The organism is Streptomyces sp. enrichment culture (assembly GCF_964272855.1).
Taxonomy (GTDB): domain Bacteria; phylum Actinomycetota; class Actinomycetes; order Streptomycetales; family Streptomycetaceae; genus Streptomyces.
Genome location: NZ_OZ186847.1, coordinates 6,535,760 through 6,548,533 on the forward strand (window position 1 = coordinate 6,535,760; position 12,774 = coordinate 6,548,533).

Consider the following 12,774-nt stretch of genomic DNA (forward strand, 5'->3'; position numbering starts at 1 on the left):
ATGACGTACCCCCATGGCAAGCGCTTGTCGAGACCGGGGCCCGGCAAGGTGGTGGCCGCCGTCATCGGCCTCGTCACCGCGCTGGGCCTCGGATCCCTCGGGGAGGCCCACGCCGCCCCGCCCGCCGCAGAGGCGGAAACCGCGTCCCCGTCCCGCTGGACCGACCGCCCGCACGGGTTCGCCTCCCTCGCCGGCGGCACCTCCGGAGGCGCCAGGGGGAAGGTCGTCACCGTCACCGACCAGGCCGCGCTGGCGAAGTACGCCGCCGCACCCGAGCCGTACGTCATCCGGGTCGAGGGCAGCATCACCGCGCAGCCGTTCGGCGCGAGCATCGAGGTCGCCTCCGACAAGACCATCGTCGGCGTCGGGGCGACCGGCGAGCTGGTGCAGGGCGAGTTCCATCTCGGCCCCGGCACCCACAACGTGATCATCCGCAACCTGACGATCCGCGACTCGGCCGTCGAGGGCAACTGGGACTGCAAGGACACCGACTTCGACGGCATCCAGATGGACACCGTCCACCACGTCTGGGTCGACCACAACCGCTTCTCGAACATCTGCGACGGGCAGCTCGACGTCCGCAAGGACAGCGAGTACGTGACCGTCTCCTACAACCGGTTCGAGAACAACAACAAGACGTTCGGCCTGGGCTGGACCACCAACGTCAGGACGCAGATCACCATCGACCACAACTGGTTCCGGAACACCAAGCAGCGCAACCCGTCGGCCGACAACGCCGCCTACGCGCACCTGTACAACAACTACCTGACGGCGCAGGCGGACCCCGGCGATCCCGTGTGGACGTACGGGAACTGGTCGCGCGGCAAGACCAGGATGGTCATCGAGAACTCGTACTACGAGGACGTCCAGCACCCGTACCAGGCCGACGCGACGGCCGAACTGGTGCAGCGCGGGTCCATCCTGAAGAACACCACCGGGCGCCACGACACGTGGGGCACGGCCTTCGACCCGCGGGACTTCTACGCCTACCGGCTGGATCCGGCGGCCGCCGTGCCCGCCCTCGTGAAGCGTTTCTCCGGGCCGCAGAAGCAGGTCGGCACCGTGCTGCACGTCCCCGCGGACCACCCGACCGTGCAGGCCGCCGTGGACGCCGTGCCGGACGGCAACGACGTCCCGGTGACGATCGCCGTCGCGCCCGGCACCCACCGTGCCAAGGTCCACATTCCCGCGACCAAGCCGAACATCGTGCTGCAGGGGACTGGACAGGACCGCTCCGACACCGTCATCGTCTACGACACGCCCGCCGCGTACGGCGGCTCCACCGGGAGCGCGACCGTACGGATCTCGGCCAGTGACGTCACGGCGCGCAACCTCACCTTCAGCAACGACTTCGACGAGGCCGCGCACGAGCTGAACGGCGAGCAGGCGCTGGCGGTGAAGACGACCGGCGACCGGATCGTCTTCGAGGACACCGCCTTCCTGGGCAACCAGGACACCCTGATGACCGACAGCCCCAAGCTGACCACCGTCAGCCGGGTCTACATCCGCGACTCCTGCATCGAGGGCGACGTCGACTTCGTCTACGGGCGGGCGACCACGGTGATCGAACGGTCCGTGATCCGCGCGCTGAGCCGTGGGTCCGCGACCGACAACGGGTACGTCACGGCCGCCTCGACCTGGAAGGGCAACCCGTACGGGTTCCTGATCACCGGATCGAGGATCGTGAGCGACGCGCCGGCCGGCAGCTACCACCTGGGCCGGCCCTGGCACCCGGGCGGCGAGCCGGACGCGGTCGCCCAGGTGCTGATCCGCGACACCGAGCTGCCCGCCGCGGTCAAGGCCTCCCCGTGGACCGACATGAGCGGCTTCTCGTGGAAGGACGCCCGGTTCGCCGAGTACCGCAACCACGGGCCGGGGGCCGCGGTCACCGCGGACCGGCCGCAGATGAGCGACGCGGACGCGAGGACGCACACCGTCGCCGACTACCTCGAGGGCACGGACGGCTGGGCGCCGTACGCCCGTCACTGATCCCCACAACTTCATATCTCCGCTCAATCCGAAGAAGAGAGCCGACCAATGAAGATCAGCATCCGCAGAAGCCGGCGCGCCGCCATCGCCGTCACCCTGGGCTCCGTTCTCGCGCTCACCGCCACCGCCTGCGGCGACGACGGCAGCGGTGGGGGCGGCGGCCAGGGCTCCGAGGGCAGCGGCAAGGGCAAGATCGTCTTCTGGGACAACAACGGCGGTGTCCGCACCGACATCTGGAAGGAGGTCATCGCCGACTTCGAGAAGGCCAACCCGGACATCGACGTCGAGTACGTCGGCATCTCCTCCACCGAGTACCAGTCCAAGGTCGACACCGCCATCCAGGGCGGCGGCCTTCCGGACGTCGGCGGTGTCGGCGCGGCGATGCTCGCCGGCTTCTCCGCGCAGGACGCCCTGGAGCCGCTGGACGACCGGCTCGCCGAGTCCGAGCTGAACGGCAAGCTCAACGAGGACATGGTCGAGTCCATGAAGGCCGCTGGCGGCGGCGACGGCACGCTGTACTCGATCCCGACCTCCGCGAACAACGGTGTGCTGTACTACCGCACCGACCTGTTCAAGAAGGCGGGCCTGGAGGACCCGACCACCTGGGAGGCCTTCTTCGAGGCGGCGGACGAGCTGACCGCCGCGAAGAAGAACGAGTTCGGCTACACCATCCGCGGTGGTGCCGGATCCATCGCGCAGGCCCTGGACGCGATGTACGGGCAGAGCGGGATCACCTCGTTCTGGAAGGGCGACAAGACCACCGTCAACGACCCGAAGAACGTCGAGGCGCTGGAGAAGTACGCGGGCCTGTACAAGAAGGTCACGCCGTCCGCCGACCTCAACAACGACTTCACGAAGATGGTCGCGCAGTGGGATTCCGGCACCATCGGAATGCTCAACCACAACCTGGGGTCGTACCAGGACCACGTGAAGGCGCTCGGGGCCGACAAGTTCCGCGGCATCCCGCAGCCGACCGGCCCCGGCGGCAAGCGGGTGCAGGTGTCCAACCCGGTGGACGGGCTCGGTCTGTTCAAGAGCTCCAAGAACAAGGAAGCCGCCTGGAAGTTCATCGAGTTCGCGCTCTCCCACGAGGAGAACTCCAAGTTCAACGAGGCGGCGGGGCAGGTGCCGGCGAACCTGGACGCGGCGAAGGACCCGTGGATCTCCGAGGCGGAGCCGACGAAGCTGGCCGCCGACGCGCTGAGTGACGGGTCCACGACCATCGTTCAGCTGCCGTACTACCTGCCGGACTGGAACACGATCTCCAAGGCAGACAACGAGCCGAACTTCCAGAAGGTGCTGCTGGGGGACATGTCCGCGAAGGACTTCCTGGACACGCTGGCCGAGCAGCTGAACGAGGCGCAGGCCGAGTGGAAGCAGCGTAACGGCTGAGTTCCGGGTTCGTGGTGGGGGCGGTCCGTGGTTCGCGGACTGCGGGCCGTCCCCGGTTGCTCGCGCCCACGCGGCGGTAGCCGCAAATCGAAGGGGTCCCGCGCCCCTGGGTGGGACCCATCACCCCTGGTCCGAAAGGTACTCGGCGTTGCCCCTCTCTCGCAGACAAGTCACCTCGGCGGCGCTGGCCGCCGTTCCGCTCGCCCTCGCGGCGAACGGCACCGCGCAGGCCTCCGCCGGACGGCGTGAGCGCACGATCTACATCGCCGGGGACTCCACCGCCGCGCAGAAGTACGCGGACGCGGCGCCGGAGACCGGGTGGGGGATGGCACTTCCCTTCTTTCTGCACAAGGACCGGCCCGTCGCCAATCACGCGGTGAACGGGCGGAGTTCGAAGAGTTTCGTCGACGAGGGCCGGCTGGACGTGATCCTCGGGGAGATCCGGCCCGGCGACTTCCTGATCATCCAGTTCGCGCACAACGACGAGAAGAGCGGCGACCCCGCCAGGTACACCGAGCCCTGGACGACGTACCAGGACCATCTGCGGCTGTACGTCGACGGCGCGCGGGCCCGGGGTGCCCGGCCCGTGCTGGCCACCGCCGTGGAGCGGCGGCGGTTCGACGCGGCGGGCAACGCCCTGCCGAGCCACGGCGACTATCCGGCGGCGATGCGCGCCCTCGCCGGGCAGGAGGGCGTGGCGCTGCTGGACGTGCAGGCGCTGTCGCTCGCGCTGTGGCAGGAGCTGGGCGTCGAGGAGACCGAGAAGTACTTCAACTGGACGGCGACCGAGCAGGACAACACGCACTTCAACCCGCCGGGCGCGATCGCCGTGGCGCGGCTGGTGGTGCGGGAGCTGCTGCGGACGCGGGTGCTGGGCCCGCGGGACGTGCGCAGGGTCGAGGACGAGATCCCGGAGTCCTGGATCACCTGGCCGCCGGCCGCCGCGTAATCCATCCGATCGCAGGAGAGAGAGCCGCACGATGAACAGCCGCACAGTGAACGGACAGAAATGGCATGGGCATGCCACAGCGAAGGCGGTCGCGCTGACCGGCTGTGCCGCCCTGGTCCTCGGTGTCACCGGGGCCGCCACCGCCCACGCCGGATCCCGCGACCCGGGCCGCGAGGTGCTGGCCGCCGGGGACGGATGGGCCTCCGAGGGGACGGGCACGACCGGCGGGTCGGCCGCCGACGCCGAGCACGTCTACACCGTGACCACATGGGCCGAGTTCAAGCAGGCGCTCGCCGACGGAGGCAGCGCACCCAAGATCATCAAGGTCGTGGGAAAGATCGACGCCGTGTCCGAGGGCTGCGACGCCTTCGCGGCGGACGGCTACGACTTCCAGCAGTACCTCGCCGACTACGACCCCGCCGTCTGGGGCCACGACACCCCCGTCAGCGGCGAGCAGGAGGAGCTGCGGGCCGCGTCCGCCGCCGAGCAGGACAAGGCCATCAAGGCGGACATCCCCGCCAACACCACCATCGTCGGCGTCGGCCGCGACGCCGCGATCCTCGGCGGCAGCCTGCAGATCAAGGGCGTCGACAACGTCATCGTCCGCAACCTCACCATCGAGGCCCCGGTCGACTGCTTCCCGCAGTGGGACCCGACCGACGACAACAAGACCGGCGCCTGGAACTCCGAGTACGACGGTGTCGTGGTCTACGGCTCCACCCATGTGTGGATCGACCACAACACGCTCACCGACGGCCGCCACCCCGACAGCTCCCTGCCGGCCTACTTCGGCAAGGTCTACCAGCAGCACGACGGACTGGTCGACGTGGTGCGCGGCGGCGACCTCGTCACCGTGTCGTGGAACTCCTTCAAGGACCACGACAAGACCATGCTCATCGGCAACAGCGACGGGGCCGGCGCCACCGACACCGGCAAGCTGAGGGTCACCCTGCACCACAACCGCTTCGAGGGCATCGTCGAGCGGGCGCCGCGCGTCCGGTTCGGCCAGGTCGACTCGTACAACAACCACTTCGTGGTGACCAAGGGCCAGAAGTTCGGCTACGTCTTCGGCATCGGCGCGGGCTCCCGGCTGCACGCCACCCACAACGCCTTCTCCCTGGCCAAGGGCGTCAGCACCGGCAAGGTGCTGAAGAAGTGGAACGAGGCGCCGCTCACCGCCGAGAACAACTACGTCAACGGCAGGCTCACCGACCTGATCGCCGTGCACAACGCGGAGGTCCCCGCCGAGACCCTCCAGTCCGGCGCCGGCTGGACGCCGGCCCTGCGCACCGAGGTCGACCACCCCCGGGCCGTCCCCGGCATCGTCGACCACCGCGCGGGCGCCGGACGCCTCCGCTGACGACCTCCCGCTCGACGGGGCCGGGGCGGCGGCGCCGCCCCGGCCACCGAACGGGCCGCATCCCGAAGGAGCACCCGCATGCCCTCGCCCCACCTCCGCTCCCCCCTGTCCAGAAGGGGATTCCTCACGGCGAGCGCCGGCACGGGCGCCGCGCTCGGCCTGACCGCTCTGCCCGCGCGGGCCGCCGGCGGGCCCCGCCCGTTCGGCCGGTACGGCTCCCCGGCCGCCCGGCTCTCCCCGGCCACCCTCTACGTCGACCCGCACGGCCGGGGCGACTTCACCACCGTGCGGGCCGCCGTGACCGCCGCCACCGGCAGCGGCCGCACCCTCGTCCTCGCGCCCGGCACCTACCGCGAGACGGTCTCCGTCGACGCCACCCGCGCCGGGATGACCTGGATCGGCGCCGGCGACGACCCGCGCGACGTGGTCGTCGTCTTCGACAACGCGGCCGGCACCCCCAAGCCCGGTGGCGGCACGTACGGCACCACCGGATCGGCCACCACGACCGTACGGGCCGACGGCTTCACCGCCCACCGCATCACCTTCGCCAACGACTGGCTGCGCGCCGACCACCCCGAGATCACCGGCACCCAGGCCGTCGCGATCAAGGTGATGGGCGACCGCTCCGCCTTCCACCACTGCCGCTTCCTCGGCCACCAGGACACCCTGTACGCCGACACGAACGCGCTCACCGTCTTCGCCCGCCAGTACTTCCACCGCTGCTACGTCGAGGGCGACGTCGACTTCGTCTTCGGCCGGGCCACCGCCGTCTTCGAGCGCTGCCACTTCCGCACCCTCGACCGCACCGACCTGGCCGCGGCCCCGTACGGCTTCGTCCTCGCCCCCTCGACGGCGGGCGCCAACCCGCTCGGCTACCTGGTGACCCGGAGCCGCATCACCAGCGAGGCCCCGGACGGCCACTACAAGCTGGCCCGCCCCTGGGTGCCCAGCTCCGACCCCACCGCCCGGCCCTCCCTCGTCGTCCGGGACACCTGGCTCGGCCCCGGCATCGACGCGGCCGCGCCGTACACCGACATGTCGGACGCCTTCCCGTGGCAGAACCAGCGGTTCGCCGAGTACCGCAACACGGGCCCCGGCGCCCGCGTCACCGTCCCCGGGAACCGGCCCCAGCTCACCCCCGAGCAGGCCCGGTCGGCGACCCGCGCCGCCTATCTCGGCGACTGGCAGCCCTGGAAGGAGGCGGCGTGCTGAGCATGCGGCGACGCACCCTCCTCACCGGCCTCGCCGGCGGGCTCCTGGCCGTCGGCACCCAGCCCGCCGCCGTCGCCCACGGCCGCCGCGTGCGGCACGTCCGCCCCGGCGACTCCGTCCAGGCCGCGGTGGACGCGGTCGACGGGCCCGGCTGGACGATCGTCGTGCACCCGGGGACGTACCGCGAAGTCGTCAACGTGCCGGCGGAGAAGAGCGAGTTGACCCTGCGCGGGGCGACCCGCGACCCCCGCGACGCCGTCATCGTCTTCGACAACGCCAACGGCACCGAGAAGCCCGACGGCACCACCTACGGCACCGCGGGCTCCGCCACCTTCACCTCCGCCGCCCCCGGCCTGACCGTCCGCGATCTCACCCTCGCCAACGACTGGCTACGCGCCGACCACCCCGAGATCACCGGCACCCAGGCGGTGGCCGCCTACGTCACCGGCGACCGGTCGCACTTCGAGAACGTCCGCTTCCTCGGCCACCAGGACACCCTCTTCGCCGACACCACCGCCCTCGCGTCCTTCGACCGGCAGTACTTCCACCGCTGTTATGTCGAGGGTGACGTCGACTTCGTCTTCGGGCGGGCCACCGCCGTCTTCGAGGACTGCCACTTCCACACCCTGCCGAGAGTCGTGGACTTCACCCCCAAGGGCATGGTCTTCGCCCCCGCCACGGCCCGCGCCAACCCCTACGGCATCCTCGCCGTCCGCTGCCGGATCACCTCCGGCGCCGAGGACGGGGCGTACAAGCTGGCCCGGCCGTGGGTGCCGTCGTACGAGACCACCGCCTGGCCGTCGCTGGTCGTGCGGGAGACCCGGATCGGGCCCGGCATCGACGCGGTGACGCCGTACACCAACATGCGGGACGCCTTCCCCTGGCAGAGCATGCGGTTCCACGAGTACCGCAACACCGGTCCGGGCGCGGTCGTCTCCGTGCCCGGGAACCGGCCGCAGCTGACACCGGCCGAGGCCGGCGGGCACACCAGGCGGACCTACCTCGGCGACTGGCGGCCGTATGCGTAGGCTCGCCGCACTCCTCGCCTGCGTCTGCCTGTTCTGGTCCACGCCCGGACCGGCCGCCGCGGCCGGGAACGACCCGGTCGGCTGGGCCGCCACCGGCCCCGGCACCACCGGCGGCGCGGGCGGCACCACCTGGACCGTGCACACCCGCGCGGAGCTGAAGGCCGCCCTGGCCAACGGGGGCGACCCCACCGCGCCCAAGGTGATCCGCGTCGTCGGCGACATCAACGGCCACGAGACCGACGACGGCACGCTGCTCGGCGAGCAGGACTACGCGCCCGGCTACGACCTCACCAAGTACATGTCCTGCTTCGGTGAGGACGGCGGCACCTGGTCCGACACCCGCCACGACTACTGCAGGCAGCAGCGCACCCTGCGGCAGACCGGCTCCAACCGGGAGAAGGCGCAGATCCAGCTCACCGTGCCGGGCAACACCACCCTCGTGGGCGCCGGCGAGGACGCCCGGCTGCTCGGGGTGTTCCTCACCGTCGACACCGGCACGAACATCATCGTCCGCAACCTGCACCTCGAAGCACCCGTGGACTTCTTCACCAGCTGGTCCCCGGGCGACGGCGACCAGGGCAGCTGGAACGCCCGCTTCGACGCCATGACCGTCATCACCGGCAAGCACATCCAAGTCGACCACTGCACCTTCACCGACGGCCGGTTCCCCGACCGCGAGGCCCCCCTCGGCTTCCACGGCGAGCACGTGCAGCGGCACGACGGGCTGCTCGACATCGAGGACGGCTCCGACTTCGTCACCGTCTCCGACAGCCGGTTCACCGACCACGACAAGGCCATCCTCATCGGGTCCGGTGACGGCCGCGGCGACCGGGACCGCGGGCACCTGAAGGTGACCTTCGTGCGCAACCTCTTCACCGGCATCGTGCAGCGCGGGCCCCGCGTCCGCTTCGGGCAGGTGCACGTCGTCAACAACGTCTACCGGGGCAGCGTGGACGGCACGCTGTACGCCCTCGGCGCCGGAGTGGAGTCCGCGATCTTCTCCGAACGCAACGTCTTCCGCTACCCGGGCGGCGGGCCCGGCCTCGCCGTCGCGGCCTACGGCGGCACGCACTTCCACGACACCGGTTCCTGGTTCAACGGCCGCCCGGCCCGCCTGGACGAGGTGGCGAGCGGCCTAGGCCTGTCCGACGAGGTCGGCTGGCACCCCGCCGACGCCTACCCCTACCGGGCCCTCACCTCCCCGGCGGCCGTCGAGCACCACGTCCTGCGGCACGCGGGCGCCGGGAGGCCCCATGCCTGAGCCGCTGGCCCGCCGGGCCTTCGTCACCGGGGCCGCCGCCGCGGCGCTCACCGCGGGGGGCTCGGGCACCACCGGCGCCGCCGACCTCGTGGGCGGCAACCTGCCCGACTTCCACCAGGCCCTCAAGGACGAGCTGACCTTCCCGCTCGCCTGGGGCACGTCACCCGTCCGCGACTTCCGGGCCTGGCGGCGGGCGGCCCGCGCGGTCGTCGAGGACCACCTGTTCGTCGGCCGGCAGGAGGGCACGCCGTACACCCCCGAGTACGGCGAGCGGGTCCGGGCCGACGGCTACACCCGGGAGACGGTGACGCTCTCCCTCACCCGCTACGAACGCGTGCGCGGCGCCCTGCTCACCCCGCACGGCACCGGCCCGTTCCCGGCGGTGCTGCTGCTGCACGACCACGGGGCGAAGTTCGACATCGGCAAGGAGAAACTGGTCCGGCCCTGGTACGACGACACCCGGCTGGCCTCCGCGCAGGCCTGGGCGGACCGTTACTTCAGCGGCCGGTTCGTCGGCGACGAGCTGGCCCGGCGCGGCTACGTCGTGCTCTGCCTGGACGCGCTCGGCTGGGGCGACCGAGGGCCGCTCGCCTACGAACAGCAGCAGGCCCTGGCCTCCAACCTGTACAACCTGGGCTCCTCCCTCGCCGGCCTGACGGCCCGGGAGGACGCCCGCGCCGCCGCCTTCCTCGCCGGGCTCGACCGGGTGGACGCCCGCCGGGTGGGCGCCCTCGGCTTCTCCATGGGCGCCTACCGGGCCTGGCAGACGGCCGCGCTCAGCGACGACGTCGCCGCCGCGGCGAGCGTGTGCTGGATGACCGGCCTGAAGGAGATGATGGTCCCCGGCAACAACACCCTTCGCGGACAGTCGTCGTACTACATGCTCCACCCCGGGCTCGCCCGCCAACTCGACATCCCCGACGTGGCGAGCATCGCCGCGCCCAGGCCGATGCTCTTCTTCCACGGCGCCCTGGACACCCTCTTCCCCGCCGACGGCGTACGGGCGGCCCAGGACAGGCTGCGCGCCGTCTGGCGCTCGCGCCGCGCCGAGGAGCGGCTGGTGCTGAAGACATGGCCGGACCTCGGCCATGTCTTCGTCGACCGCATGCAGGACGAGGTCTTCGCCTGGCTCGACGCCGTCCTGTGAGGCGGGTGTCCGGGTGTGATGCCTACCGCCGTACCGGGCGGATCGACTCAAGGGTCGGCACCACCGGCTCGATCGTCCCGTCGGCCGCGAAGGCCAGACGGTCGATCGTGGTCTCCCGGTGGGTGCCGTCGCCGCCCGGACGGCCGGGGCCGTTCAGCCCGAAGCGGTGGTAGACGACGTACCAGTCGTCCGTGCCGGGCGTGTTCACCACCGAGTGGTGGCCGGTGCCGAGGATGCCGTACTCCGGACGCTTGGCGAGGATCGTGCCCCGCTTCGTCCACGGGCCGAGCGGGCTCGGACCGGTCGCGTAGGCCACGTGGTAGTTCTCGCTGCGGGTGTCGTCCTCGGACCACATGAAGTAGTACGTGCCCTGCCGCTTCACCACGAACGAGCCCTCACGGAAGCCCGCCGGGGTGATGTCCTTCACCCGCGCGCCGTCGAAGGAGACCATGTCGTCGTTCAGCGGGACGACATAGCCGCGGCCGTTGCCCCAGTGGAGATACGACGTGCCGTCGTCGTCCGTGAACACGGCCGGGTCGATCATCTGCCCGGTGAACTGGGTCTTCCCGATCAGTGGCTTGCCGAGCGCGTCCTTGAAGGGGCCCGCCGGGGAGTCGGCGACGGCGACGCCGATCTGCTGCTCGGCGCAGAAGTAGAAGTAGTACCTGCCGTCCTTCTCGGCTATCGCCGGTGCCCACGCGTTCTTGTCGGCCCAGCTGACGTCCGGGCCCAGGTCGAGGATCACGCCGTGGTCCTCCCAGTGGACCAGGTCCTCGGAGGAGAACGCCTTGAACCGCGTGCCGCCCCAGCCGCGGAAGCCGTCCGTCGTCGGGTAGATCCAGTAACGGCCGTCCATGTGACGGATGTCGGGGTCGGCGTACAGGCCGGGCAGGACGGGGCTGCGGGTGGGGACCGCCTCGACCGTCCAGGTGCGGGTGGTGCCGTCGGCCGCCGTCACCGTGTACGTCCGCGGGGTGCGGAGGTCCCGGCGCGTCCCGGACGGCGGGGTGAGCGTGGCGCCGGCGCCGACGGCGAACTCCGGGGCGAGATGCCGCAGGTCGGCGTTCGGCTTCATCGGCAGGACGACCCTCGAGGCGGCCTCGGTGACGACGGCGTACCCCTTCTGCCCCTTCGCCGTGACGTCCACGACCGAGGCGGGGGTCACCGGGTAGGCGGCCAGCAGCCGGTCGTACTCCTCCTGGGTCACCGGCAGGACCGTGCCGTGCCGCGGGCTCGCCGGGAGCTGGTAGCCGGTCGACGGGGTCCACTCGCCGGAGTCGAGGTCGGTGGTCTCGAAGGGGAGGTAGCCGCGGCCGCCGTACTCGTCGATGAAGAGGTACCACTTCTCCTCGGTGTTCGACTTGAACACGGTCGGGCCCTCGCCGCGGTCCATCGCACCGCTGCCGACGCAGTCCGCCACGAAGTCGTACGAGGTGTCGGTGAGGCTCGTCGACTTCTCCGCGGTGATGAACTTGGAGCACGGGCTGGAACTGCTCGGGTCGCGTTCGTCCTTGGTGTAGCGGTGGTAGGTGCCCTCGTGTTCGACCACCGTGGAGTCGATCACCGAGTAGCCGGGGTCGTTCCAGACCTTCGGCTCGCTGAAGGCGCGGAAGTCCTTCGTGGTGGCGTACAGCATCTTGTTGTACGTAGAGCCGGTGTGCTCCGGGTCGTCCTCGGCGTACAGCTTCGACGCCCAGAAGACGACGTACTCGCCGAGCGTTTCGTCCCAGTAGGCCTCCGGCGCCCAGGTGTTGCCCGCGGTGTCGGGGGAGACCTTCACCAGGCGCTGGTCGGCCCAGTGGATCAGGTCCGTCGACTCCCACACCATGATCGACTTGCTGCCGTGCCGCTGCACCTGGTCCCAGCTGCCGCTGGAGCCCCGGTACATCCGCAGGTCGGTGGCGATCATGTAGAACCGGTCGCCCTCGGGGGAGCGGATCACGAACGGGTCGCGCAGGCCCTTCTCGCCGATGGTGGAGGTCAGGACCGGCTTTCCGGCGTTCAGCTCCCGCCAGTGCAGGGGGTCGTTGCCGCGGCTGAGGGCGTAGCGGATCTGCTCGCCGTCGGCGGTGCCCTCGCCGGTGAAGTAGGCGAAGAGATAGCCGGCGTACTTGGGGGCATTCACTGGGGGTGCTCCTGAGTGGGCGGTGCCCGGTGGGGCGGTCAGCAGGGCGAGGAGGAGGGCCAGGAAGGGGAGCAGGAGCGTGCGGGGGCGGCTCATGAAACTCCCTGTGTGAGTGTGGGGGATTCTGTTGGAAGGCGTTGCCTTCGGAGTGTCACCGGTGGGGGACAGCCGGTCAATCGGTGCGGACGGGAGGGAAGGGAGCGAAACTTTCGGACGCGACGGAACGCCCCCGCCGCTTGTCACCGGCGGGGGCGTTCGGTGTGCCGGGCGAGGGGGGCTCGGGCCGGCCGTTCGGGGGCGCCTGGGCGCGG

General features: G+C 71.0%; 9 protein-coding genes. 8 read left to right on the forward strand and 1 reads right to left on the reverse strand.

Annotated features, from left to right (window positions below; translation table 11 throughout):
- From ACSU6L_RS28910 to ACSU6L_RS28945, 8 genes are all read left to right on the forward strand, one after another.
- Positions 1-1,989 (forward strand): pectinesterase family protein, encoded by a 1,989-nt coding sequence (locus ACSU6L_RS28910; RefSeq protein WP_437061456.1) that lies wholly within the window; start codon positions 1-3, stop codon positions 1,987-1,989.
- 48 nt (positions 1,990-2,037) lie between these two features.
- Positions 2,038-3,381, forward strand: coding sequence for an ABC transporter substrate-binding protein (locus ACSU6L_RS28915; RefSeq protein WP_437061458.1), 1,344 nt, complete (start codon positions 2,038-2,040; stop codon positions 3,379-3,381).
- A 148-nt stretch (positions 3,382-3,529) separates the two neighbouring features.
- The gene (locus ACSU6L_RS28920; RefSeq protein WP_437061460.1) at positions 3,530-4,330 is read left to right on the forward strand and encodes a rhamnogalacturonan acetylesterase; all 801 of its coding nucleotides are present in this window, start codon (positions 3,530-3,532) and stop codon (positions 4,328-4,330) included.
- Between the two features lie 31 nt (positions 4,331-4,361).
- Positions 4,362-5,690 (forward strand): pectate lyase family protein, encoded by a 1,329-nt coding sequence (locus ACSU6L_RS28925; RefSeq protein WP_437061462.1) that lies wholly within the window; start codon positions 4,362-4,364, stop codon positions 5,688-5,690.
- 78 nt (positions 5,691-5,768) lie between these two features.
- On the forward strand, positions 5,769-6,902 hold the full coding sequence (locus ACSU6L_RS28930) for a pectinesterase family protein (protein ID WP_437061464.1): 1,134 nt from the start codon (positions 5,769-5,771) through the stop codon (positions 6,900-6,902).
- Between the two features lie 2 nt (positions 6,903-6,904).
- Entirely contained in the window at positions 6,905-7,930 is a 1,026-nt protein-coding gene (locus ACSU6L_RS28935) for a pectinesterase family protein (protein ID WP_437061466.1), read from the forward strand.
- A complete protein-coding gene (locus ACSU6L_RS28940) occupies positions 7,923-9,191 on the forward strand; it encodes a pectate lyase family protein (protein ID WP_437061468.1) in 1,269 nt (422 codons plus the stop codon). Before ACSU6L_RS28935 ends, ACSU6L_RS28940 begins: the two co-directional genes overlap by 8 nt.
- Entirely contained in the window at positions 9,184-10,338 is a 1,155-nt protein-coding gene (locus ACSU6L_RS28945; RefSeq protein ID WP_437061470.1) for a dienelactone hydrolase family protein, read from the forward strand. Before ACSU6L_RS28940 ends, ACSU6L_RS28945 begins: the two co-directional genes overlap by 8 nt.
- Before the next feature lie 22 nt (positions 10,339-10,360).
- Here ACSU6L_RS28945 and ACSU6L_RS28950 read toward each other — a convergent pair whose 3' ends face one another.
- Complete coding sequence (locus ACSU6L_RS28950; protein ID WP_437061472.1) at positions 10,361-12,559, reverse strand: family 43 glycosylhydrolase; 2,199 nt, start codon at positions 12,557-12,559, stop codon at positions 10,361-10,363.
- Positions 12,560-12,774: the final 215 nt, after the last annotated feature.

Bases quoted from the DNA above. Each gene is read 5' to 3' on its own strand.
- ACSU6L_RS28910 (WP_437061456.1), top strand. From the start codon at position 1: ATGACGTACCCCCATGGCAAGCGCTTGTCGAGACCGGGGCCCGGCAAG.
- ACSU6L_RS28930 (WP_437061464.1), top strand. From the start codon at position 5,769: ATGCCCTCGCCCCACCTCCGCTCCCCCCTGTCCAGAAGGGGATTCCTC.
- ACSU6L_RS28925 (WP_437061462.1), top strand. From the start codon at position 4,362: ATGAACAGCCGCACAGTGAACGGACAGAAATGGCATGGGCATGCCACA.
- ACSU6L_RS28950 (WP_437061472.1), bottom strand. From the start codon at position 12,559: ATGAGCCGCCCCCGCACGCTCCTGCTCCCCTTCCTGGCCCTCCTCCTC.
- ACSU6L_RS28940 (WP_437061468.1), top strand. From the start codon at position 7,923: ATGCGTAGGCTCGCCGCACTCCTCGCCTGCGTCTGCCTGTTCTGGTCC.
- ACSU6L_RS28945 (WP_437061470.1), top strand. From the start codon at position 9,184: ATGCCTGAGCCGCTGGCCCGCCGGGCCTTCGTCACCGGGGCCGCCGCC.
- ACSU6L_RS28935 (WP_437061466.1), top strand. From the start codon at position 6,905: ATGCGGCGACGCACCCTCCTCACCGGCCTCGCCGGCGGGCTCCTGGCC.
- ACSU6L_RS28915 (WP_437061458.1), top strand. From the start codon at position 2,038: ATGAAGATCAGCATCCGCAGAAGCCGGCGCGCCGCCATCGCCGTCACC.